At 63.0% G+C, this 24,414-nt stretch carries 20 protein-coding genes and 1 pseudogene; 7 read left to right on the top strand and 14 right to left on the bottom strand.

The features are described from left to right. Positions 1-73: 73 nt before the first annotated feature. A complete protein-coding gene (locus tag G3T16_RS02940) occupies positions 74-1,516 on the top strand; it encodes an aspartate kinase (protein WP_163493756.1) in 1,443 nt (480 codons plus the stop codon). A 59-nt stretch (positions 1,517-1,575) separates the two neighbouring features. Next, positions 1,576-3,000, top strand: a complete 1,425-nt coding sequence (locus tag G3T16_RS02935; RefSeq protein WP_163493755.1) for a sodium/proline symporter — start codon at positions 1,576-1,578, stop codon at positions 2,998-3,000. Here the strand turns inward: G3T16_RS02935 and G3T16_RS02930 are convergent. The 13 genes and pseudogenes from G3T16_RS02930 to G3T16_RS02875 form a co-directional block, all read right to left on the bottom strand. After that, a complete protein-coding gene (locus tag G3T16_RS02930; RefSeq protein WP_163493754.1) occupies positions 2,994-3,656 on the bottom strand; it encodes a sulfite exporter TauE/SafE family protein in 663 nt (220 codons plus the stop codon). The genes G3T16_RS02935 and G3T16_RS02930 overlap by 7 nt on opposite strands. Continuing rightward, positions 3,646-3,849, bottom strand: a complete 204-nt coding sequence (gene ccoS, locus G3T16_RS02925; protein WP_163493753.1) for a cbb3-type cytochrome oxidase assembly protein CcoS — start codon at positions 3,847-3,849, stop codon at positions 3,646-3,648. Before ccoS ends, G3T16_RS02930 begins: the two co-directional genes overlap by 11 nt. Before the next feature lie 62 nt (positions 3,850-3,911). Further along, positions 3,912-6,266, bottom strand: a complete 2,355-nt coding sequence (locus G3T16_RS02920) for a heavy metal translocating P-type ATPase (protein WP_197911864.1) — start codon at positions 6,264-6,266, stop codon at positions 3,912-3,914. 13 nt (positions 6,267-6,279) lie between these two features. After that, a complete protein-coding gene (locus tag G3T16_RS02915; RefSeq protein WP_163496938.1) occupies positions 6,280-6,774 on the bottom strand; it encodes a FixH family protein in 495 nt (164 codons plus the stop codon). Next, on the bottom strand, positions 6,774-8,183 hold the full coding sequence (gene ccoG, locus G3T16_RS02910; RefSeq protein ID WP_163493752.1) for a cytochrome c oxidase accessory protein CcoG: 1,410 nt from the start codon (positions 8,181-8,183) through the stop codon (positions 6,774-6,776). The genes G3T16_RS02915 and ccoG overlap by 1 nt, the downstream gene beginning before the upstream one ends. 68 nt (positions 8,184-8,251) lie before the next feature. Then, on the bottom strand, positions 8,252-8,548 hold the full coding sequence (locus G3T16_RS22695) for a c-type cytochrome (RefSeq protein ID WP_332102852.1): 297 nt from the start codon (positions 8,546-8,548) through the stop codon (positions 8,252-8,254). Continuing rightward, positions 8,545-9,129, bottom strand: a complete 585-nt coding sequence (locus tag G3T16_RS02905; RefSeq protein WP_332102851.1) for a cbb3-type cytochrome c oxidase N-terminal domain-containing protein — start codon at positions 9,127-9,129, stop codon at positions 8,545-8,547. The genes G3T16_RS22695 and G3T16_RS02905 overlap by 4 nt, the downstream gene beginning before the upstream one ends. Further along, positions 9,122-9,301 carry a cbb3-type cytochrome oxidase subunit 3 gene (locus G3T16_RS02900; protein ID WP_163493751.1) on the bottom strand — a complete coding sequence of 60 codons (180 nt, stop codon included), beginning with the start codon at positions 9,299-9,301 and terminating at the stop codon, positions 9,122-9,124. The genes G3T16_RS02905 and G3T16_RS02900 overlap by 8 nt, the downstream gene beginning before the upstream one ends. Before the next feature lie 7 nt (positions 9,302-9,308). Then, positions 9,309-9,917 carry a cytochrome-c oxidase, cbb3-type subunit II gene (ccoO, locus tag G3T16_RS02895; protein WP_163493750.1) on the bottom strand — a complete coding sequence of 203 codons (609 nt, stop codon included), beginning with the start codon at positions 9,915-9,917 and terminating at the stop codon, positions 9,309-9,311. Then, positions 9,907-11,369, bottom strand: a pseudogene (gene ccoN / locus G3T16_RS02890) (cytochrome-c oxidase, cbb3-type subunit I). Before ccoN ends, ccoO begins: the two are co-directional and overlap by 11 nt. Before the next feature lie 60 nt (positions 11,370-11,429). After that, positions 11,430-12,032, bottom strand: coding sequence for a Yip1 family protein (locus G3T16_RS02885; RefSeq protein ID WP_163493749.1), 603 nt, complete (start codon positions 12,030-12,032; stop codon positions 11,430-11,432). Positions 12,033-12,147: 115 nt separating this feature from the next. Then, positions 12,148-12,906: a fumarate/nitrate reduction transcriptional regulator Fnr gene (gene fnr, locus G3T16_RS02880; RefSeq protein WP_163493748.1), complete on the bottom strand. Its 759-nt coding sequence runs from the start codon at positions 12,904-12,906 to the stop codon at positions 12,148-12,150. A 77-nt stretch (positions 12,907-12,983) separates the two neighbouring features. Then, entirely contained in the window at positions 12,984-16,895 is a 3,912-nt protein-coding gene (locus G3T16_RS02875) for a DUF1631 family protein (RefSeq protein WP_163493747.1), read from the bottom strand. Between the two features lie 226 nt (positions 16,896-17,121). On the opposite strand from G3T16_RS02875, the gene npdG reads away from it, so the two are divergent. The 5 genes from npdG to ung are packed head-to-tail and all read left to right on the top strand — an operon-like array spanning position 17,122 to position 23,436. Beyond that, the gene (gene npdG, locus G3T16_RS02870; RefSeq protein WP_163493746.1) at positions 17,122-17,808 is read left to right on the top strand and encodes an NADPH-dependent F420 reductase; all 687 of its coding nucleotides are present in this window, start codon (positions 17,122-17,124) and stop codon (positions 17,806-17,808) included. Further along, positions 17,805-18,572 (top strand): coenzyme F420-0:L-glutamate ligase, encoded by a 768-nt coding sequence (gene cofE, locus G3T16_RS02865; RefSeq protein ID WP_163493745.1) that lies wholly within the window; start codon positions 17,805-17,807, stop codon positions 18,570-18,572. Before npdG ends, cofE begins: the two co-directional genes overlap by 4 nt. After that, positions 18,569-19,531 (top strand): 2-phospho-L-lactate transferase, encoded by a 963-nt coding sequence (cofD, locus tag G3T16_RS02860; protein ID WP_163493744.1) that lies wholly within the window; start codon positions 18,569-18,571, stop codon positions 19,529-19,531. Before cofE ends, cofD begins: the two co-directional genes overlap by 4 nt. Then, a complete protein-coding gene (gene cofH / locus G3T16_RS02855; RefSeq protein WP_163493743.1) occupies positions 19,528-22,746 on the top strand; it encodes a 5-amino-6-(D-ribitylamino)uracil--L-tyrosine 4-hydroxyphenyl transferase CofH in 3,219 nt (1,072 codons plus the stop codon). Before cofD ends, cofH begins: the two co-directional genes overlap by 4 nt. Further along, positions 22,747-23,436 (top strand): uracil-DNA glycosylase, encoded by a 690-nt coding sequence (gene ung / locus G3T16_RS02850; RefSeq protein WP_163493742.1) that lies wholly within the window; start codon positions 22,747-22,749, stop codon positions 23,434-23,436. An 18-nt stretch (positions 23,437-23,454) separates the two neighbouring features. Here the strand turns inward: ung and ygfZ are convergent, their stop codons facing one another. Then, positions 23,455-24,390 carry a CAF17-like 4Fe-4S cluster assembly/insertion protein YgfZ gene (ygfZ, locus tag G3T16_RS02845; RefSeq protein ID WP_163493741.1) on the bottom strand — a complete coding sequence of 312 codons (936 nt, stop codon included), beginning with the start codon at positions 24,388-24,390 and terminating at the stop codon, positions 23,455-23,457. Positions 24,391-24,414: the final 24 nt, after the last annotated feature.

Raw genomic sequence — 24,414 nt, 5'->3', positions numbered from 1 at the left:
CGGTAATGATGGAGAGCGCCACACAATCCCAGAACTGGTGCGCAGACGAGCGAATCAAAGTCCGGGAGGGACAGTGAACAAACACACAGTAGAAAAGATCGGCGGCACGTCGATGAGCAATTATGCCGCGGTCAGGGACAGCATTGTTTTTGGCCAGCGCAACGGGGACACGCCTTATCAGCGGGCCTTTGTGGTGTCCGCCTACGGTGGCATGACCGACAAGTTGCTGGAGCGCAAGAAGGATGGCAAGCCGGGCGTCTATGGGATGTTCGCCAGCAGTTTCAAGGACCGGAGCTGGGAAGAGGCCCTGGAGGTGGTGCGTGCGGACATGTACGCAGTCAACACCAGCCTGTTCACCGGCCCGGAAGGCCTGCAGGAGGCGAACCGCTTCATAGGGGAGCGCCTGGACAATGCCGCCAAGTGCCTCAATGACCTGCACAGCCTCTGTGGCCATGGCCACTTTTCGGTGGACGACCACCTGGTCACCGTGCGCGAGATGTTGTCCAGTGTGGGCGAAGCGCACAGCGCCTGGAATATGGCCAGGCTGCTGCAGTACGACGGCATCAACGCGCGTTTTGTCGATCTCACCGGCTGGCAGTCGACCGAGACCCTGACGCTGGATGATTGCATCCGGCAGCAATTTGCCAACATCGACCTGGACTCCGAACTGCCGGTGGTAACCGGTTATGCGCATTGCAGCGAAGGCCTGATCACCAACTTCGACCGCGGTTACAGCGAGATGACCTTCAGCAGGATCGCTGTACTCACCGGTGCCCGGGAGGCGGTGATCCACAAGGAGTTTCACCTGAGCAGTGCTGACCCCAGACTGGTTGGGGAGGATAACGCGGTCCCCATCGGGCGCACCAACTACGATGTCGCCGACCAATTGGCCAACCTCGGGATGGAGGCAATACATCCCAAGGCGGCAAAGGGCCTGCGCCAGAACGGTATTCCCCTGCGGGTCAAGAACACCTTCGAGCCGGAGCACGCCGGCACCCTTATCACCGGCGATTACATCAGCGATACAGCCTGTGTCGAAATCATTGCCGGTTGCCGCGGGGTCTACGCGCTGGAATTGTTTGACCAGGACATGGCGGGCATCGTCGGTCGCTACGATACTGAGATACTGCGCGTGATTCAGCGCTTCAAGGCCCATGTCGTGGCCAAGGACATCAATGCCAATACCGTGACCCACTACCTCGACACCAACCTGAAGACCGTCAAGCGGATCAAGACTGCGTTGGCGGAGATTTATCCAGAAGCGGAAATCAGGCAGCAGAAGGTGGCGATCGTCTCCGCGATAGGCAGCGATATGCAAGTGCCTGGTATCCTGGCCCGCACGGTCGGCGCGCTGTCGAAGCACGACGTCAGCGTATTGGCCATTCATCAGTCCATGCGGCAGGTGGATATGCAGTTCGTGGTCAACGACCACGACTATGACATGGCGATCAAAAGCCTGCACGCCTCGCTGGTGGAACCGCACGATCACGGCCGGGCGATCTGCCTCGCGTCCTGAATCCGGGCAGTCTGTGGGTTAACGCCAACCGGCGTCGGGGATGATACGACGGTAAGCGAATGATTCTCTCCTTTCTGGTTTTCCTGCTGCTGTTCACGCTGATCGGCGTGTCCTCCGCCAGATTGAGTCGCGGCACACGGGAGGACTACTACCTTGCCAGCGCCAGTGTCCGTCCCTGGCTGGTGGGTTTGTCCGCGGTAGCGACCAATAACAGTGGTTACATGTTCATCGGCGTTATCGGCTACACCTACGCCACCGGTCTCGCCTCAATCTGGCTGATGATAGGCTGGATTGCGGGTGACTTCATCGCCTCCATGCTGATTCACCATCGCCTGCGGGCGGCCACGGCCCGTACCGGCGAGGTCAGCTATGCCGGCGTCCTCGCCAACTGGTACGGCGCCGGACAGCCGGGCTTGCAGCGCCTCATCGGTGTTATCTCGCTGTTGTTTCTGCTGGCCTATGCCAGCGCCCAACTCGTTGCCGGCAGCAAGGCCCTGCATGTGTTGTTCGGCTGGCCCGATTGGCTCGGCGCAGTGCTCGGCGCCATCATGGTGACACTGTACTGCTTTGCCGGAGGCATTCGCGCCTCGATCTGGACGGATGCGGCGCAGTCGATGGTAATGGTGGTGGCAATGGCCCTGCTGCTGGTAGTGGCGGTACTCTCGGTAGGAGGGGTCGACAGTGCGCTGCAGCAAATGGCGGCAATCGACGGTTTTCTGGACTGGGCACCCGATGACCTGGTCCTGCCGGGCCTGGCCGGTGCAGTGTTGTTCGCGCTGGGCTGGCTGTTTGCCGGCCTGTCAGTGATCGGTCAGCCCCATGTCATGGTTCGTTTCATGACCCTGGACAACAATGACAGCATGGTGCGGGCCCGCCTCTGGTACTACCTGTGGTTTACGGCGTTCTACAGTCTTGCCACCGGGGTGGGCATGTTGTCGCGGATCTACCTGAGCCACGGTGCGGAGTTTGATGCCGAACTGGCGCTGCCCACCATGGCGGTGGAACTGCTGCCTCCAGTGCTGGTGGGGCTGGTGCTGGCGGGTATTTTTGCCGCTACGATGTCTACCGCAGATTCGCTGGTGCTGAGCTGTTCCGCCGCGCTGACTCACGACCTGCTACCCGGCCGGGTTGGCAGTACACTGCTGATCAAGTTCGCCACCCTCGGCATCTGCGTACTGGCATTGGCCTGGGCGCTGCTCAACCAGCAGTCGGTCTTCAATCTGGTGATACTCTCCTGGTCGGGCATGGCGAGCGCCCTGGCTCCCCTGCTTGTGGTGTTGAGCCTGGGCCACAGGCCCGCCCAGTCGCTGTCGGTGTTGGCTGTGGTGGTGGGGCTGGCGGTCGCGCTGCTGTGGCGTTACCTGGGTTTGCACAACGCAGTGTATGAAGGCCTTCCCGGTATTCTGGCGGGCCTGTTGCTGCTGTGGTTGGGTTTGATGGCAGGCCGGTATCGCACGGCCGCCCCAGCTGTCCGGCATCAGTGACCGAGATGGCTGTGGTGAGCAATGGTAGTATACAGCGACCACAGCCCCGCGCAGATCAGCAGCAGACCGATCAGAGCTTTCAAGCCGCGGCGCCGCAGCAGCGCTTGTACGCGCCCGGCGCCGAAACTGGTCGCCAGCATCGCGGGCAGGGTGCCCAAGCCGAAAAACAGCATCATCAGTGCCGACAGCCGGTAATCCTGGGCGGTGGCGGCCCAGGCCAGGCTGCTGTAGATCAGGCCGCAGGGCATCAACCCCCAACACATGCCCAGCACCGCGGCCTGAGCGGGGTGACGCAGTGGCAGCAGTGAGCCTGTCCATTTCTGCACCGGCCGCCACAGCACGGCACCGCCCCGCTCCAGCCATTGCAGCAGATGCCACCAGCCGGCGATATAGCAGCCCATGGCGACCAGCAGGATGCCGGCCAGGTAGCGCAGGCCGATGGTCCAGGCGGCGATATCGATACTGCCGGCCGCCAGACCCAGGGCAGCGCCCAGCACCGTATAGCTGGTGAGCCTGCCCCCGTGATAGGCCAGAGTCATCCCCGTACCCTGGCCACCGCCCAATTGCAGCGCGGCGGCTATTCCTCCACACATCCCCAGGCAGTGACCGGCGCCGGCCAGTCCCAGTCCGAAGGCGCTGACCAGCTCAGTGATCATGCTGGTCCTGTGTCGGGTTCTGTTCGCGCTCGCGCTGCTTGTCCTGCTCTGTTTGACGCTCGTCGGCCAGGATGCGCCAGGCCTCTTTGTCGAGGTCCTCGTACTGGCCATTGTCAATGGCCCACAGCAGCAGCCTGATCACGATCACACAGAAGATCAGGGCGACGGGTATGAGCAGGTACAGGCTATCCACGGCAGTGTCTCAGGAAGGAGCGCGATTGAGGCGCAGTGAATTCAGCACCACCAGCAGCGAACTCAGCGACATGCCCAGTGCCGCAGCCCACGGGGTACATGGCCCAGCGCCGCCAGCGGTATTGCGCTGCCATTGTAGATCAACGCCCAGCCCAGGTTCTGTATAATCACCCTGCGGCAGTGGCGCGCCCGGCGCAGGCTGCGGGCGACGGCGTGCAGATCCTGCCTGTCGATCACGAAATCCGCCTGCGCCCTGGCCAGGTCGGTGGCGTTGGCTACCGCAAAGGAGGCATCAGCCAGTCCCAGCAGCGGAGCGTCATTGAGTCCATCTCCTACCGCGGCCACTATTTCACCCCGCTGTTGCCAGCTGCGCACCTGTTCCATTTTCTGCTCGGGTGACAGGCCGGTAGCGACTTCGCTTATGCCCAGCTCTACGGCCAGTGCCGGACCGGCTGCGGAGCTGTCTCCGGTCAGCAGCGCCAGTTGCAGGCCTGCGTTGCGAGCCTGGGCTACCAGCGACTTCGCTTCCGGCCGCAAGGTGTCCCGCAGCCCGAACCAGGCCAGCGGACGGTTCTCGCTACACAGGGCCACCCAGTACAGCGCAGTGGCAGGGGGCGCGCCCAGCCCGGGTGCCAGTTCCCGACAGAAGCTGGTACTGCCCATGCGGTAGCGGTGGCCCTGCCAGTGTGCTTCGACGCCAGCGCCGACCACGGTTGTGACATCGCTGACACCGTCGACCGGAACCACGCCATCGAAAGCATGGGCCACGGGATGATTCGAATACTGTTGCAGGCCCGCCGCCAGCGCTTGCAACGCAGCGGTATCGAGGGTGTCGCAGTACACCAGATCCTGCTGCTGCAGTTTGCCCTCGGTCAGCGTGCCGGTCTTGTCGAATACCAGTATGGTGGCCCGGGCCAGTGATTCTAGGGCATTGTCGCCGTGTACAATCACGCCACTGCGGCGCAGGCCGCTGGCAGCCGCTGTCAGTGCTGCCGGTGTCGCCAGTGCCAGCGCGCAGGGGCAACTGATGACCAGCACTGACAGGCTGATCCAGAATGCCTGCTCGGGTGCCAGTTGACTCCAGACCAGCGCGGTGCCCGAGGTAATCAGCAGGATGGCAGCGACAAACCAGCTGGCGACGCGGTCAGCGAGACGGGCGATGCGGGGCTTGCGTCGAGTGGCCAGTTCGACGCTGCGTTGCAGGGCAGCCAGGCGGCTGCCGTGATACAGCGTATCGGCGCTCAGTTCGACTGCCGATTCCAGGTTGATGGTGCCGGCGAATACGGGGTCACCCGGCCCCACGGTTCGCGGCAGGTGCTCACCGTTGAAGCTGTCCTCGCGCACTGCGCTGCACCCGCTCTCGATTTGGCCATCGACTGCAATGGTTTCACCGGCCTTCACGCGCAGGCGATCGCCCACCGCCAGCAGACGGCGGGGCAGGCGCTGCCAGCGCTGGTCCCGCCAGGCAGTGACCGCCATTGGCAGCGCTTGCTCGGCTTCATGGCCGGCGAGATCATGCCGGCGCCGCACCCGTTTCTCCAGAAACCGTCCCAGCAGCAGGAAAAAGCTGAACATCACCACTGAATCGAAATACACCTGTCCCGTGCCAGTCAGCGTGGCCCACACGCTGGCGCTCCAGGCCAGGCCTATCGCCATTGCCACCGGCAGGTCCATCACCAGTGCGCCGTGGCGCAAGTGACGCCAGGCGGTGGTGAAAAAAGGGCGCGCCGAAAATCCCACGACAAAGCTGGCGACCAGCAGGCTGACCATTCGCAGCAGGCTTTCGTACTCCCGCGCTATCCCCTGGATTTCACCGGCGTGCAGGGCCACGGCAAACATCCCCACCTGCATCATGCCCAGGCCCGCAACGCCGAGGCGTCGCAGCTCACTCCGGTATTCGCGCTCGAGCAGCTCCCGCCGGTCGTCGTGCTGGTAGGGTTGCGCACTGTAGCCGAGTGCCTCTACGCGGGCAAACAGTGAAGCAGGTTGCAGTACGGTGGGATCATACAGAACATCCAGCCGTTGTTGCTGCAGATTGACCTGGGCATCGATAATCCCCGGCTGTCCCAGCAGGCTCTGTTCGATCAGCCAGGTGCAGGCGGCACAACTGATGCCTCCCAGCAGTAACCGGGCCCGCTCCCTGTGCTCGTCCACTGCTGTGCAGTACAGGGTTTTCAGGGCCGGGTCGTTGTACAGCTGGTAATGTTCGCCGGTTTCCCCGGCCGGGGGCTCAGGCCGCTGATTGAAGGCTGTGCGTTGGCGGTAGAAGGCGGTCATGCCCGAGCTGGCAATGAGCCTGGCCACGGCCTGACAACCGGGGCAACACACCGGCTGCGGGATATTGTCGATCATCGCAGTGAGTGTAGTGCCGGGTGGCAGGGGTTCGCCGCAGTGAAAACAGGCCTGGGTGGCGGTCATCAACGGGCCACGCTCAGCTTGAGTCCGCGTCGAGCAGGTCCGCAGCACTCAGGACGCCGTCGAGATGCCATGTCGGATCGTCCGGATCCCGCAACTGCCAGTGCCAGCGGCTTCTGACCGGCGTGTCCAGCACTCCACTGTAGATCCCCGGAGCCACCTGTTGCAGCACGATACCGAAATCACGGTCGGCTTCCATCGGGTGGGATAAAGCCAGTTCCAGCGTCGGGCTGGCCACAGGGCCGGCCAACTCGACCGTGGCCTGTTGTGGCGTGATGGTAAAACGGGCGGTTATACCCAGCGTTGCCGCGCGCTGCTTTTGCTCCAGCTGTCGGTTGATGGCCAGTCCGTCCTTGTAATACTGGTCCACCACCAGATCGTCGGAGTGCAGTATCGCCAGATACAGGGTATAGAAGCTCGCAATTACCACCACGCTGGGGAGGACGATCAGGAACCAGGGCCAGAACTGGCGGAACCAGGGTCTGGTATCAGTGGCGGCATCGGGATACATCACAGTGGCCTCATGAAACGTGATTCGGATACGGTGCGCAGCGACTCTGCATCGGTGGCCCGGGCCTGGAACTCGATGGCCGTACTCGGCTTCGACAGCTGTTCCGGCGCGGCCTGGACCCGCAGGGTGATGCTGCGTACTTCGCCGCCGTCGAGCCTGTGCAGACGCTCGCCGATCAGGGTGGCATCGGCAATGCCACTGACGCTGAGTTCAAATTCGTGCACCGACTCATCCATATTGACCAAACTCAGAGTATAGATGTTCTCTATCTGACCGTCGGCTGTCTCGACGTAGAGTTCGCTGCGGTCGCGGATAACGGTCAATTCAAGTGGGACCCTGCTGGTGACCCGGTAACTGAACAGGCCGATCATCAGGCACAGCATCAGCAGGTACCCTATGATGCGCGGCCGCAGCCAGCGTGTTTTTCCTCCCTGCAGTTCATGTTCGCTGGTGTAGCGAATCAGGCCGCGGGGATAGTCCATCTTGTCCATCACCGAATTGCAGGCGTCAATGCACAGGGCGCAGCCTATGCACTCGTATTGCAGGCCCTCCCGGATGTCTATACCGGTAGGGCAGACCTGGACACAGAGTTTGCAGTCGATGCAGTCACCCAGACCCCGAGCGCGATGGTCGATATCGCGTTTGCGGGATCCCCGCGGCTCGCCACGCCCTGGATCATAGGACACGATCAGTGTGTCCTGGTCAAACATGACCGACTGAAAACGTGCGTAGGGACACATGTAGATGCACACCTGTTCACGCATCCAGCCAGCATTAATGTAGGTGGCGAGCGTAAAGAACAGGGTCCACAGTAGTGCCCATTTGCCGCTGGAAAATGTGAGTAGATCCGGCAGCAGCTCCCGCATCGGATAGAAATAACCGACGAAGGTGACACCAGTGGCAAAGGCCACCGCCAGCCATGCCCCGTGTTTGATGAGCTTGCGCGTCAGTTTCCGCAGCGTCCAGGGTGCCTGGTCCAGCCGCATGCGCTGGTTGCGGCTACCTTCGGTGCGTTGCTCCAGCCACATGAAGATACTGGTCCAGACCGTTTGGGGGCAGGTGTAGCCACACCACAGGCGTCCGGCCCAGACTGTCACCGCAAACAGCGCGAAGGCGGCAATGATCAACAGGAAGGCCAGCAGCGGGAAATCCTGGGGCCAGAAAGTCAGCCCCAGGATGTGGAATTTGCGCTCTGGCAGGTCAAACAGAACAGCCTGGCGCCCTTCCCATTGCAGCCACGGCAGCAGGAAATAGCCGATCAGCAGCGGCCAGCCGGTGAACAGCCGCAGCCGCTGAAAAAAACCCTCGATGCGGCGGGTGTAGATTTTTTCGCGGCGCTGATACAGGTCCAGTTCAGCCACCTCGGCGGGGGCGATCTCCTGGATATCGATCAGGTCTTTGTCTGTCATACCGTGATGTCGCTCTGGCAGGGTCGGGACTGGCGCCGCCGGGACAGGGGTCCCGGCGGGGTTGCGCTTTAGTGGCTCAAGCTGTAGACATAGGCAGCCAGAATGTGAATCTTGTCCTCGCTCAGGCTGTCCTGGAAGGCCGGCATTACTCCATTGCGCCCCCTGCGTACACTGTGCGCAATCTGCTGCCGGCTGCCGCCATAGAGCCAGATACCATTGCCCAGATCGGGCGCCCCCAGGGCCTTGTTACCGGCGCCATCGGGCCCATGGCACGCGATGCAGTAGGTGTCGAAATGAACCTTACCCGCGGCGGCCAGGTCTCCGTCCTCTGATTTGCCGTTGAGCGACAGCACATATTCCGTCACCGCAGTGACACCCCCGTCCCCCAGAATATCCCCCAGGCAGGCATCGCCGCACGGCGCCCCTGCGTTACGCTGGTCTTGATCGCGTCCGGAGAATCGCCGTAGAGCCAGTCGTCATCGGTCAGATTGGGAAAACCGAAGCGGCCCTTGCCATCGGCGCCGTGGCACTGGGCACAGTTGTTGCCAAATATCCGCATTCCCATCTTGCGCACAGCAGGGTCCTGCGCGATCTCCTCCACCGGCATTGCCAGGTAACGACTGCGCAGTTCACCGTAGCGCTGCTCCGCAGCGCTGACTTCCCCGGCGTGCTGTTTCTCCTGGGTCCAGCCGATCAGGCCCGCATAGTTGCCCATGCCCGGATAGACAATGAGATAGGCAATGGACCAGACAATGGTGATGACAAACAGGTAGAACCACCAGGCGGGCAGCGGATTGTCGTATTCCTCGATTCCGTCGTGGGCATGACCGGTGGTTTGGTCGGTCTGGGTCTCGTCACGCCGGCGGTTGGCCAGCAGTATCCACGAGATGCCGACCAGGAACAGGCTGGTGAGACCGATGATCCAGTAGCTCCAGAAACTAGTCATTGTCGCTCTCCTCCCGCTTGCTGGGCTGGTCCTGGTCTTCATCTGCAAAGGGCAGGTTGGCGGCCTCATCGAAGGTTTTTTTGCGTTTCTTGCTGTAGGCCCAGACACACAGGCCGATGAAGGCAAGCAATATCAGTGCTGTGGCCATGCCTCTGAGGTCATTGATATCCATAAGTCAGTTATCGCCTTGCCTGCACCAGGGTGCCCAGCTGTTGCAGGTAGGCCACCAGTGCGTCAATTTCGAATTTTCCCACCACTGCCGATGCAGCACCGTCTATATCCTCGTCGCTGTAGGGCACGCCGACGCGGCGCAGAGCAGCCATCTTTCTGCCGGTACGCTCACCGTCGATCCCGTTGTCGAACAACCAGGGGTAGGCCGGCATATTGGATTCGGGTACCACATCCCGGGGGTTGTACAGGTGGGCCCGGTGCCAGTCGTCACTGTAGCGCTGCCCGACCCGTGCCAGATCCGGTCCGGTGCGTTTGGAGCCCCATAGAAACGGGTGGTTGTAGACAGATTCCCCTGCCACCGAATAGTGGCCATAGCGTTCGGTTTCGGCTCGCAGGGGCCTGATCATCTGGGAATGACAGTTGTTGCAGCCCTCGCGGATATAGATGTCCCGTCCTTCCAGTTCCAGGGCCGGCAATGGCTTCAGGCCCGCTATGGGTTCGTTGGTTTTCTTGCTGAACATCAGAGGGACCAGCTCCACCAGAGTGCCGAAACTGATGGCGACAATGATGAAGATGATCATTATCCCGATGTTCTTTTCGACGATTTCATGCTTCATGTCCGGTCTCCTGGGCAGTAGCTGCGGCAGGGGCCGGGACGGCCGGCGCTTCGGCATCCCTGCGCACGGTCATGTAGACGTTGTAGGCCATGACCAGCATGCCGCCAAAGAAGATTGCACCACCGGCCAGGCGTACCAGGTAGCCGGGGTAACTGGCTACCACTGATTCCACAAAAGTGTAGGTCAGCGTGCCGTCATCATTGTAGGCCCGCCACATCAGTCCCTGCAGAATGCCATTGACCCACATCGAGACGATGTACAGCACGGTGCCGATGGTGGACATCCAGAAATGCGCATTGATCAAGTTGATACTGTACATGCGCGTCTTGCCGAACAGGATCGGAATCATGTGGTAGATCGAGCCGATGGAGATCATCGCCACCCATCCCAGCGCGCCGGCATGGACATGACCGATAGTCCAGTCGGTGTAGTGGGAAAGCGCATTGACGGTCTTGATCGACATCATCGGGCCTTCGAATGTGGACATGCCGTAAAACGACAGGCTTACCACCAGGAAGCGGAGAATGGGATCGGTGCGCAGTTTGTGCCAGGCGCCGGACAAGGTCATGATGCCGTTGATCATGCCCCCCAGGAGGGCGCCAGCAGGATGATGGACATTACCATGCCCAGGCTCTGGGCCCAGTCGGGCAGGGCGGTATAGTGCAGATGGTGGGGGCCGGCCCAGATGTACACTGCGATCAGCGCCCAGAAATGCACGATGCTGAGCCGGTAGGAGTAAATCGGGCGGCCGGCCTGCTTGGGTACAAAGTAGTACATCATGCCCAGGAAGCCAGCAGTCAGGAAGAAGCCCACCGCATTGTGGCCGTACCACCACTGTACCATCGCGTCGACGGTGCCGGCATAGGCGGAGTAGGATTTGGTCAAGTCCACCGGAATTGCCGCGCTGTTGATGATATGCAGCACTGCGACAGTGACGATGAAGCCTCCAAAAAACCAGTTCGCCACATAGATATGGCTGACCTTGCGCTTGACGATGGTGCCGAAGAACACCACCGCATAGGACACCCAGACGATCGCGAGCAGGATGTCGATGGGCCATTCCAGCTCGGCGTATTCCTTGGACGAGGTCATGCCCATCGGCAGGGTGATGGCGGCAGCCACAATCACCAGTTGCCAGCCCCAGAAGGTGAAGGCTGCCAGCCGGTCCGAAAACAGCCGCGCCTGGCTGGTGCGCTGCACTACGTAGTAAGAGGTGGCGAACAGGGCGCTGCCGCCAAAGGCAAAGATGACGGCATTGGTGTGCAGCGGCCGCAGGCGACCGAAACTGGTCCAGGGGAGATCCAGATTCAGTGCCGGCCACACCAGCTGGGCGGCGATCAGAACCCCCACCGCCATGCCCACGATCCCCCAGACTATCGTCATGATGGCAAACTGGCGCACTACCTTGTAATTGTAGACGGGATGCTCCAGCTTGGCGTCGAGTTCATTCATGGTCAGCTTCCATACAAAAAAACGTGGCAGGCGTGTCTGCGATAGAGGTGCAGTACGAGGCTAGGCGTCGGTATAGGCGGGCCCGATACCGAGGTCCCACAGGATCACGGTACTGACCATCAGGGAAACCAGGATGACCAGGCCGACCGCGATCACTGCGGTGGAAAACATGAAGCCGCGTTCCTCCGGGATTTCCATCATGATCGGAATCCCGACATAAAGCAGATAGACCGACCAGCTCACCGCAATCACTCCGAGCAGTAAATCCACCCAAAGCAAGGGGTAGAACCCTGCAAGGCCAAACAGGAACAGCGGGGTGACAGTCAGGCCTGCCACCACAATGCCTCGGACCACGGAGGTCCGGGCTCCATAGGTTCCCGCCATCCAGTAGATGAAATAGCCTACCGCAGCGACACAGGCGAGCATCGCAAAGTAGAATAGAACACAGAGCTGGAGCGCGCTTGCCGCGGTGAGACGGATCGCTTCGCTGCCACCAATACTCCAGCCGACCCTGCTGGTCCCATAGTACCAGGCGACTGCCGGCAGCAGCGCCAAGATGCCGGGATACAGCAGCAGCGGGGTCAGCGAGTTTGATGGCAGCGCCGCCACCCGCTGCCACTGGGTGCGTGGACGGGTCATCAAACCGATACTATGCTGGATCATATTCTGACTCTTCCCCGACGGGTGGCGGCACGGGCGCATTGTAGAGCCTGGCGCACCACAAACCATGATACAGATCAAAGGACCGGGAGTTCTGGCTCCGAAGCCCCCGACGCGTTCAACATGCCAGATTCGCGGCCCGTTGCAATGTCTCGGGATCCAGAATCTCGATTTCCTTGTTGTCTACTCGCAGGACACCGTTTTTCTGCAGCCGGCTGAAGACACGGCTGATGGTTTCCACGGTGAGCCCGAGATAATTGCCAATATCCACCCGCGACATGGGCAGGCGGAACTGACTCGCACTCAGTTGCCGGCGGGCATTGCGTCTGGAAATGCTCAGTAGCAGGGTAGCTACCCGCTCTTCGGCGGTATTCTTGCCAAGCAGGGTGATCAGCAGCTGATCCTCGGTGATTTCCCGGCTCATAAGCTGGAACAGGTGGCGCTGCAGGCCAGGTAGCGAGGCACTGAGGCGCTGCAGGGAATCGAACGGGATTTCGCAGATTGCCGAGGTCTCAAGGGCGAGCGCTGAGGAGGCATGATGACCGTTGCTGATGCCATCCATGCCCAGGACCTCGCCCGGCAGGTAAAAGCCGGTGACCTGTTCCTTGCCGTCCCTGGTACCGCAGAAGCCCTTCAGCGCGCCCGAGCGCACCGCATAGATGGACTGGAATGGCGTCTTTTCCCGGTACAGCAGCTCGCCCTTCTGCAGGGGCCTGCTGCGCTCAATGATACTCTCCAGCCGGGCCAGATCGCCGCTGTTGACGGCGAGGGGCAGACAGATGCGACTCAGGCGGCAGGTATGGCAACTGACCTGGAATTCCTGGTGACACGGCGGAAAGGGCTCATTGACACTCAATGTCGCGGGATGCGTTGACATCTTCCCTCCGGGGATAAAGATGGCGCGCCGGAATAGCGATGGCACGAGCCCAGTATACTGTATCAAGGCCTCGGCGGTCATTTCTCGATACTGGACAGGTCCAGGGTAATTTCATCGAGGGGCTTTGGCCGTCCTATGCCCCAGCCCTGTAAATAGTCGACTCCGATTTCCTGCAATTGCTGGATAATGGCATCGTTTTCCACTGATTCGGCGATCGTTTCCTGACCCAGGAAATGCGCGAGGTCGTTGATCGAGCGGGCCATCGCGTAGTCGTTGCGGTTCTCGTGGATACCGGTGATAAAACTGCCGTCAATCTTTACGTAGTCCACTGGCAACTCGCGCAGGTAGTTGTGGCTGGCCAGGCCGGTACCGAAATCGTCAATGGAGAATTTGCAGCCGATATTGCGGAAGGCGCGGACGAAATCGGCGGCCTTGATGAGGTTTGAAATGGTGCCGGTTTCGGTAATTTCGAAGCACAGGCGATTGGTGCCGACGCCGAATTCGGAGATCTGTTCAAACAGGAAGTCCAGGAAGGCGTCGTCGGTGACACTGAATCCGGACAGGTTGATGGCGAGATTGGGCACCACCTTCTGCGCGTCCATCAGTGAGCTTATCCAGCGAAAGGCCTCGCGCACTACCCAGCGGTCCACCAGAGTCATGAAACCATAGCGTTCGGCGGAGCTGATGAAGGGCTGGGGCGAGATCAGGGCGCCGTCCTTGGCGCGCATGGCCAACAGCAATTCGTAATGCCGAGTGGCAGGCAGGCGACCGTCCATCGCGGTCTGCATGATGGGTTGAGCCCGCAGCACGAAGCGCTCACTCTCCAGCGCCTCTTCCAGCGCGCGCCGGGAGCGGCCCTGCTCCTGGCGATACTGTTTCACGGTTTCCTGGCTCTCGCGATAGATTACCACCCGGTCGCGGCCTTCCTGCTTGGCCTGTGCCAGGGCGGCCCGGGCGCTGTCCATCACCTCGTCGACGCCGGGACTGTAGTCGAGAATCGGTGCGATACCGATGGAAACAGTGAAGCTGACCCGCTCGCCGTTGATGTCGACACTGCCTGTCGCGATGTCGCGGCGGATTCCGTCGGCCACCTGCTCGGCCTGGGTGAGGTCGCGGTCGACCAGCAGCACTGCGAATTTATCGCCGGATAACCTGGCCGAAGACACTTTCTTGCCGTGCAGTTGCGCCAGCAGCCTGGAGAATTCCTGCAGTACCTGATCGCCACTGATACGGTCATAGACATCATTCACCAGGCTGAACTGGTCGATATCCAGCAGCAACACCGCATGCTGGGACGAGTGCTGATGCGCGTGCTTCAAGCTGCGGCCAAGCTGCGACAGAAAGGTGTCCTTGTTGATCAGCTGGGTCAGGGAGTCGTGGTTGCGGGCGAAACTGAGGCTGCGCTGCACGTGCTCCAGGGTCCCGTACATGCTCTTCTCGACCACCGACAGCTCGTCGGCGGGTGCCGGTGGCTGTGCTCCGCGGCTGAGTAGGCGGGCCAGCTGCACGCGATTGAGCTCGGCCACCTTCTGGCCGCGATCATTGACGAACAGGTAGCGATCCCTGTGGTCGCTGATCCAGGCCAGCTGCATGCGGCGGCGCTGGCCCTCGCGGTCGCGGTAGTTGAGCCAGTTGCCGGTCTCCAGCTGTTCTACACGCTGGACCCAGCGGCGCAGCCGGCGGGTCTTGTCCAGCCGCGTCCGCAGCTGGGAGGGTGGCTCCGGAGTGTGGACAAGCTGCGCGGGAACGGCGCCAATGACCAGTGTTTGTTCGCCCGCGAGGATGGCGCGCAGCTCGTCCAGGACCGCTGCGATGCCCACATTGCCGGGCAGGGCGGAGCTGACCTGCTGTTCAATCATGTCGATGAACGGTTCCGCCTCCAGGCTGCGTTGCACCAGCAGGTCTTCGTCAACCTCGCCCTGGTGCTGCTCGACCAGCCATGAGCCGAGGACCTCCAGGGTGCGAACCTGTTCGCGCCACGCGCGGCTGGCTTTACCCTCTTTGACATGGGTCAGCACCATCAGGTCACGCCAGCCCTGATCAATCAGTTCCAGCAGTACCTGGGGCGCCTCGGGTGGTTTTATCGTGTCCTGGATTGTGCGGGCGACTGCATCCCTGGCTTGCTGCAGTTTCTCCTTGCCCTCCTGGGTCTTGACCACACGCTCCAGGTTGCGGGAGTGGGCCCGCTCCTGTTGCCGTACCAGTTTCTCCACGCTGGCCAGGGCGCTGTCAAAGACGGCGGTGTCACTGTCATAACGCTCAATGATGTCATCGACGATGCCGGCCACCCGGCTCTCCAGCATCTTGTTGGGGAAATTGGAGGAGTTGGCCAGCACCGACAACTGGTCCAGCAGGCTGCGCGCAGGGTGGGCCGGGTCGAGAAAGAAGTGGGGCTCCAGCAGCGCCAGGCGGGCCAAGGGTATCTGCAGATTGCCAAGGGTTGGTTTCAGCGCAGCCGCTACATCCAGCTGGGAATCGATGGTGCCGAACAGGCTGTCCACCAGATCCAGCTGGTTGCGGCTGTCGGCGCTCAACCCGCTGGCGGTGCCCAGCGCCTCCAGCCTGTCTCCCTGTGCAACCAGGTACTCGGCCATGGAACCCGCGCGCTGGATATCTTCGCGCACACTGGTATTGCGCTGCAGGCTGGCGAGTGCCGTGACCACGGCCTGGACGTCGGCTAGAGGTTGGCCGGCGGCCGCTTCGGCGATCCCGTGTTCCACTTCGCGCTTGAAGTTGAGTGCATCGATGACCGAGCGGTAGAGGTTCTGGGGACTGAAGGAGCCGGTAGTGGTGGGGGCGGCGCGCGGGGCTGCAGCTTCAGCGACGCCGGCGCCGTTGGTGGTATCTGGCGGTTCACCCAGGTAACCGGTCGCAGCCGGCGGCCGCGACACCTGCGAGGGCTGCTGGACCTGCGTTTCAGCAATGGCGCTGTGATCAGCATGCCGCGTCGCCCGCGGTGGTCGCGGAGACTGGGACCGCCACAACAGCGAGCCCCGGGTGCGAATCTCTTCTTCCAGTTCAGGTCGGATACCCGCCTGCAGCAGAAACTGGTTCAGGACTTCATAATATTCGTCCAGCCGGCGCACGAAATGGATCACGAAATGATCAAACAGCTGTGGCATAAGCTTGTGGGGGAGCCGATACAGGCCCATCACCTGCTGCAGGGCGCGGCTCAGCGAGCCGACGTGCTCGGGCAGGCGCACCGTCAGCGGCTCTGCGTCAATCAGTGTGGCCACCCTGATCAGCAGCGTTTCCAGCGCCACCCGATGCAGGTCTTCACCAATGGTGACCATGCGCTCGACTGCCAGATAGTCCTCGAAATCGTTCAGGTCCACCAGGTCCAGCGCGCCGCTGTGGTCGACCAGGTCCCACCACTGGTCCCGTTCCGAGGTCGGTGGTGTGAGATCTTCGTGATAGCGCAGAAAGTGTTCAATATAACTCTGGATGATGGCCTTGCGCTTGAGTTGCAACACGGTGACAGCGTCGGTGACCGTGCTGTGGCTGACCCTATTGCCCAGGTTCAGCTCAAGCAGGTGATCGGTCAGATTGTCCAGAAAGGTACTCAGCATCTCTGTCAGCAGTTGCACACTGAGGTGGCGGTATTCATCCAGCAGCACGGAGCGGGCGATGGTCGGGGAGTTGGCGCCACCCGGTACCGGTTTTGCCAGCGCCGCGACGCAGCGCTGTGCAACGGTTTCCTTCGGGGCTGCGGGACGTAGCGCCAGGCCCTTGCCGCCGGCACCGTGTACCGCCACTGCCAGCTCGCTGATACGGCCCTCGCTGTCGACCAGGGACGGAAAGGACAGCACGCCGGAGGTGCCCAGCGCCACATTGAGCTTGTTCTCCCGGCTTCCGCTGGCGAGGCGTACATTGTTCATGTGCAGGTGGCCGTCCGCGGCCAGTGTCACCTCACCTCTCAGGCAGGGCCCGTCGTCCAGTGTGAGTTCTGCGGCAACGCGGCGCCTGGGTTGTGGGCTGGTCTGCGACATGCGGTCTCTGGCTGTTCCTGAATGAGTGCAAGCCGGATGGTGGGCTGCGCCGCCAGTATACCGCCAAGTACGGTACGGACAAGCCGCGCGACGGCGCAGGGTCCCTGTTTATTCCCGGGCAACCGTTCGGAAACACCGTCCGGGCTATATGCAGTGGCTTGTGGTCACCTTTTGATTTGCCTAAGATGCGCCATCGGCGGTGGGCCAACAGACGGGGAAAAGAAATATGGCGACTGAGACATTGCCAGTGCTGGCGATCCTGGGCGGTACGGGGGAGCTGGGCACAGGCCTGGCGCGACGCTGGGCGCAGGCAGGTTACCGGGTAATCATCGGCTCCCGCACCCGGGACAAGGCTGCCGCTGCCGCCGCCGACCTGCAGGCGGTGATGGACCAGCGCGGTGTGGCGGCGGTTGCGGTGGAGGGCATGGACAACCTGGCTGCTGCCAGCGCCGCGGATATAGCCGCGCTCACAGTACCCTTCAGCCATCAGACCAGTACTCTGGAACAGGTGGCGGCTGCGCTGCAGGGCAAGATCCTGATCGATGTCACGGTGCCGCTGGTACCGCCGCGCGTTGCCCGGGTGCAATTGCCGGCAGCCGGCAGCGCCGGCCAGATTGCACAGGAATTGCTGGGCGAGGGGGTTGCGGTGGTGTCGGCGTTCCAGAACGTGGCGGCGGCGCACCTGCAGGAGAGTGCGGCCGTCGACTGCGACGTGCTGGTCTGCGGCAACAGCAAGGAGGCTCGTGCAGAAGTCATCAAATTGGTGCAGGCGGCCGGCATGCGCGGTTTTCATGCCGGCATGATCAACAACGCCGCTGCTGCGGAGGCACTGACTTCGGTGCTGATCGTCATCAACAAGCAATACAACTGCCACGCGGGTATCAAGATCAGCGGGCTGGAAAGCCATGGATGAGTACCCGCCTCGAGCTGATTGCACTGGAGGGCTTGCCCCGGATTGTGCCCGGCGATGACCTCGCGGACCTGATCGCCGCGGCGCTGGCAGCCAATGCACTGACCCTGCGCGAGGGCGATGTGCTGGTGCTGGCGCAGAAGATCGTCTCCAAGGCGGAAGGGCGCTATCGCCGGCTGGTCGAGGTTGAGCCCGGTCCGGCGGCGGTCGAGCTGGCGGCGCAGGCGCAGAAGGATCCGCGGCTGGTGGAACTCATCCTGGCCGAGTCGCGGGAAGTGCTGCGGGTGCGGGCGGGGGTTATTATCGTCGAGCATCGCAACGGCTACGTGCACGCCAATGCCGGTATCGACCGTTCCAATATTCACAATACGCCGGACGATCCCCAGGTTCTGTTGTTGCCGCTTGACTGCGACGCGTCGGCGGCGGCGCTGCGGGCCTCGCTGCTGCGGCTGTGCGGTTGCGCCCCGCAGGTGATCATCAATGACAGTGCCGGGCGCGCCTGGCGCAATGGCACCGTCGGTATTGCGCTGGGCAGTGCGGGACTGGATCCACTGTTCAATCAGGTGGGTGGGCAGGACCTGTTCGGCAACCGGCTGGAGGTCACGGAAGCCGCGGTGGCGGATGAGCTGGCGGCGGCGGCATCCCTCCTGATGGGGCAGGCCGCGGAGGGTCTGCCGGTGGTACTGGTGCGGGGAGCCCGCCTGCGGCCGGCGGCGGGCGGTTGCGGGGCCTTGCTGCGGCCGCGGGAACTGGACCTGTTTCGATGAGGGGCACGGATGCCAGCATCCTGGCACTGTCCGGCGGCGTCGGCGGGGCCAAGTTGTGCCTGGGATTGGCGGATGTACTGCCCCCCGCAGCGTTGCACATCGCCAGCAATACCGCGGACGATTTCGAGCACCTGGGCCTGACCATCTGCCCCGATATCGATACCGTGCTCTATACCCTCGCAGGTGTCAGCAACCAGCGGCAGGGCTGGGGCCTGGAAGGCGAAAGCTGGCAGGTGCTGGCTGCGCTGGAGAGCCTGTCTGCCGACACCTGGTTCCGGCTCGGGGATCGTGACCTGGCCACCCATCTGTGGCGGACCGGGCAACTGGCCGCTGGCTGCTCCCTGTCCACGTTGACCGCCGAGCTGGCGCGGCGCCTGGGGGTGACAGCGCGGCTGTATCCGATGAGTGATGATCGGGTGAGCACCGTGGTCCACAGCGATGAGGGGGACTTGCCGTTCCAGCACTATTTTGTTCGGCGCCAGTGCCAGCCGCGGGTCGGCGGCTTCAGTTTCGCGGGTCTGGCTGAGGCCCGTCTGCAGGCGGATATCGTGGCACTGTGCCGGCAGCAGGCTGTGAGTGGCGTGATTATTTGCCCGTCCAATCCCTTTGTCAGCGTCGCGCCCATCCTGCAGCTCGACGGCTGCTGGCAGCTGCTGCGGGAGCTGCGAGGACCCGTACTGGCGGTCTGTCCGATCGTCGGCGGTCGTGCGATCAAGGGTCCCGCGGCGAAGATGATGGCTGAACTTGCGCTGCCGGTGACAGCGCTGGGCGTCGCCGAATACTACGCGCGGCACTATCCCGGTCTGGTCGACATCTTTGTGATTGATCACAGTGACGCTACACTGGCCGCGGATATACAGATGCTGGGAATGGAGGTGAGGGTGACCGCGACGGTAATGCAAACGCGTGCTGACAAGCAGGCGCTGGCACAGGATTGTCTGCAGCAGGTACTAGGATGAGTTCGCTGCCCCCGGTCGAGGTGCTGCTGCCACTGAAGCTGCTGACGGCGGCGAAGTCCCGCCTGGCCGCACTGCTGCCGCGCGGCGAACGCAGCGCACTGGTCCGGGCCATGGCCCGGGATGTAATCGCAGTGCTGGCGGACCATCCCGCCATCGCCCGGATAAACCTGATCTCCGATGACCCCGAAGCGCCGTTGCTGGCTGCTGGACCGCGCCTGCGCCATCTCCCCGAGCATGCTTTGCTACGCCCGATACGTCCGAACCTGCCGTCTCCTCCGGAGCTCAATACAGTGCTGGCAGCGGCCTTGGAACAGCTGGCGCGCGAGCATCGCGGCAACCCCACCTTGACGCTGGTCGTGCACGCCGACCTGCCGCAGTTGACGGCGGCGGATATCGACGCTGCGCTGGAACGCTATGCGAGCTGCCCGGGTCTGGTCGTCGCCTGCGATCGGCACCGGGCCGGCACCAACCTGCTGCTGTTCGATACCGCGCGTCCGCCGGCGTTCAGCTTCGGTCCCGACAGCTGCGCCGTACATCTGCGCTGGGCCCGCCAGGCGGCGGTGCCGGTCCACGTGCTGCAGCGGCAGGGGCTGGCGCGGGACATCGACACCGCTGACGACTGGCAGGCGCTGCTGCAGGCGGCGCCGGTGGGTGAATACACTGCGCGCTATCTGGCGAGCCGGCTTTCGACATCGCCATCCGGCGAGCAACAGGTGACAGACTGGCCGACCCTGCACGATGAGCTGCTGGCCGGGGCCACGCTCACCGATAGGCAGGCCCTGGCGCTGGCTGGATGCGACGATACCCCGGGCCTGGTGGCGCTTGCCGGCACGCTGCGGGATCGCGGTCACCGCCACATCCTAAGCTATTCCCGCAAAGTGTTTATCCCGCTGACCCAGTTGTGCCGGGATGTCTGCCACTACTGCACTTTCGCGCGTACACCGAAGAAAATCCAGGCACCGTTCATGCCGGTGGAGGAGGTGCTGGCCCTGTGCCGGGAAGCAGCCGCGCTGGGTTGCCAGGAAGCGCTGTTCACGCTGGGGGAGAAGCCGGAACTGCGCTACCGGGCCGCCCGCGAGGCGCTGGCGGAGATGGGTTTTGCCAGCACCCTGGATTACCTGCGCGAGGTGGCGGGGCGGGTGTTGCGGGAAACCGGCCTGCTGCCCCACATCAACGCTGGCTGTATGGACGCCGGCGAGATCGCGTCATTGCGCGAGGTGAGTGCCTCCATGGGCATCATGCTGGAGTCGGCTTCGGACCGGCTCTGTGACAAGGGCATGCCTCACTATGGTTCACCCGACAAGGTGCCGGCGCTGCGTCTGCGGACCATCGAGCTGGCAGGCGAAGCCAGGGTGCCCTTTACCTCGGGCATCCTGATCGGCATCGGCGAGACCCGGCGGGAGCGGATCGAATCCCTGCTGGCGCTGCGGACGTTGCACCGGCGCCACGGTCATCTGCAGGAAGTGATTATCCAGAATTTCCGCGCCAAGCCGGGCACCCGCATGGCGCAGGCGCCGGAACCGGAGCTGGAGGAGTTGTTGTGGACAATTGCCGTGGCGCGGCTGCTGTTCGGCCCACAGATGAATATTCAGGCGCCGCCCAATCTGAGCCCGGGAGTGCTGCCGCAACTGGTGGCGGCGGGCATCAATGATTGGGGCGGCGTGTCGCCCCTGAGCCCGGACCATGTCAATCCGGAAGCGCCCTGGCCCCACCTGGAGCAGCTGGCGCAGGAAACAGCCGTCGCCGGTAAATTCCTGGAGCAGCGCTTGACCATTTATCCGTCATACCTGCGCGAGCCTGCACTGTGGCTGGATACCGCGGTGCGCGGTCCGGTGCTGCGCCAGCAGGACGCCAGCGGCTACGCCCGCCGCGACAACTGGACTCCCGGCGAGGACGCGCCGGTACCGCCGATTGAGGCGCAGCTGCTGCAGCGGCGGGGAGCGGTGGCATTGGCGCCTGAGCTGCGCGCCATCGCCGAGCGCTGTGAGGCCGGCGCCGAGCTAAGCGAGGCGGAAGTGGAGCGCCTGTTCGAGTGCCGCGGCGATGAGTTCAGCTGGCTGGTGCGCACCGCGGACCGTCTGCGGCGTCAGCGCTGTGGCGACACCGTGCGCTATGTGGTGAATCGCAATATCAACTACACCAATGTCTGTTACTTCAAGTGCGAATTCTGTGCCTTTTCCAAGGGCAAGCTGAGCGAACAGCTGCGCGGGCGTCCCTACGACATCAGTGCTACCGAGATCGCCCGGCGCTGCCGCGAGGCGTGGCAGCGCGGTGCCACCGAGGTGTGCATGCAGGGCGGCATCCACCCGGACTACACCGGCCAGACCTACCTGGATATTCTCGCCACGGTGCGCGCGGCAACCCCGGACATGCACATCCACGCATTCTCCCCGCTGGAGGTCTGGCAGGGCGCGGCCACGCTGGGCCTGCCGCTGGAAACCTATCTGCGGCAGCTGCGAGCCGCCGGCCTGGATACCCTGCCCGGCACCGCGGCGGAGATTCTGGACGACGAGGTGCGGGCGGTGTTGTGCCCCGACAAGCTCAATACGGCGCAGTGGCTGGAGGTGATGGAAACTGCGCACAGGGTGGGTTTTCGCACCACCGCGACGATCATGTACGGCCATGTCGAACAACCCCGGCACTGGGCCCGCCACCTGTTGGCCATTCGTCGCCTGCAGGCGCGCACTGGCGGTTTCACCGAGCTGGTGCCGCTGCCCTTTGTCCACATGGAAGCACCGATGTACCAGCGCGGCAGGGCACGGCGGGGCCCCAGCTTCCGCGAGGCAGTAATGATGCACGCGGTGGCCAGGCTGGTACTGCACCGTTATATCGACAATATCCAGGTGTCCTGGGTGAAAATGGGGGAGGCCGGTGTAGCTGCCTGCCTGCAGGCCGGCGCCAACGACCTGGGGGGTACGCTGATGAATGAGAGCATCACCCGGGCCGCGGGTTCCAGCCACGGCCAGGAGTGGTCACCGGCGCGCATGGAGGCCCGCATTCGAGCGGCCGGACGCGTACCCCGCATGCGCACGACGCTGTACGGCGAGCCTTCCGCGGGGCGCCGGGAGGCCGCCTTCGCGGCACCGCAATTGCTGGCCGTGGACAATGCCAGCGCCGGACGGCGTCAGCGCGACAAACGCCTGTTGCTGCCGGCTGAGGCCGGTCCCAGGGCGGCGCTCGCCGAGCAGGTGGTACTGATGGCTGCGAGTATCTGAATGGCGACGGCGGTCAAACTGGAAGCGTCCTGGCTGGCTCAGCTGGAAACCGAGTTCCGGCAACCCTATATGCGCGAACTCAAGCAGTTCCTGCAGGCCGAGAAACGCGCCGGCAAGCGCATCTTTCCTCCCGGCGATGAAATATTCAGCGCCTTCAATCACACGCCATTGCAGCGGGTCAAGGTCGTGATCCTGGGTCAGGACCCCTACCACGGCGAGGGTCAGGCCCACGGCCTCTGTTTCTCGGTGCGGGCGGGTACCCGGATTCCGCCCTCACTGCAGAATATCTACCGTGAAATACAACGTGACCTGGGTATCGGCCCCCCAACCCACGGTGACCTGACCGCCTGGGCAGACCAGGGCGTGCTGTTGTTGAACAGCGTACTGTCGGTGGAGTGCGGTCTGGCGGCCTCGCACCAGCGCCGCGGCTGGGAGCAATTTACCGATCGCGTGATCGAGGTGGTAAACCGGCAGCGTGACGGTGTGGTTTTCATGCTCTGGGGCAGCTATGCCCAGCGCAAGGGTTCGATTATCGACACCCACCGCCACTGTGTTCTGCGCTCGACACACCCGTCTCCGCTGAGCGCGCACCGCGGTTTCCTCGGCTGCGGCCACTTCAGCGCGGCCAATGATTACCTGCGGGCCCGGGGCGAGACGCCGATCGACTGGCAGCTGCCACCGCTGGAGTAGTTACGCCTTGAAGGAGTACTACTCCAGCTCCACCGGGTAGGGCAGGCTGAGTTGCTGCAGTGGGGGGGCGCTGGCGTCGGGAGCCAGGCGGAGATCTCCGTCGACGCCGGCCCGGGTTGTGGTTACCAGGGCCAGTGTGCCAGTGCCGGTAGCGGCACTGTTGACGATGTTGCCCACAACCCGTTCCCCGCCCTGGTGATACAGCGGGGCGCCGGCTGCGGGCAGGGCGCCAGCGGGCAGCTGCATCAGCAGCATGCGGCGTTTGGCCTTGCCGCGGTAGTGCATGCGGGCGATGACTTCCTGGCCGGGATAACAACCCTTGCGAAAATTGATATGGCCGGTCAGGTCGTAGTTCAGTTGTTCGGGCAAAAATTGCGCAACGGTGGCCGCCTCGATGCGGGCGATACCGTCCTGCAGGGTCAGCGCGTGCCACTCGGTTTCGTCCCCCGCTGCCAGCTGCCCAGCCAGCTGCTGCGCCAGTTGCGGCTGCGCCCGATTGTCGATCAGGCATTCAAAGCGGCTGCCGCTGGCGTCGAGCTGCACCAGCAATGCACCGTCCTGGCTGACGCAGTCCAGCGCGCCCGCCGGCAGTTGCGGATACAGCGCCGCCAGCGCCGGGCCCGCACGCTCGCCCCAGCACACCAGCAGCTGCCAATGATCCAGCTGTGGTTGCAGGTTTACCTTGGAGAACATCGCGAAGCGGGCCAGTGTGCTGACTGTCTGTTCCAGAATATCGTGCCGCAGACGCAGAATCAGGTGGTCCGGCGCTGCCTGCAGCGCCAGGAAGTCGCAGACCACTCGCCCCTGGGGCGTACAGTAGACGCCGTAACAGGCGCGGCCGGTTTCCAGCTCGCGCAGGTCGCAGCTGGTCTGGTTCTGCAGAAAGTCCAGGGCGTCGGATCCGGTGACGTGGAGCAGGGCCTCGGCGGCTGGGGCGATGTAGCTGGCTGGCACGGACTGGTTCCTCCTTGCGGTGAC

Origin of the sequence: Kineobactrum salinum (genome assembly GCF_010669285.1) — a bacterium.
GTDB classification, from domain to species: Bacteria; Pseudomonadota; Gammaproteobacteria; order Pseudomonadales; family Halieaceae; genus Kineobactrum; species Kineobactrum salinum.
Note: the sequence above shows the minus strand (reverse complement) of the source record. Positions and strands in the feature narration are given on the sequence as shown.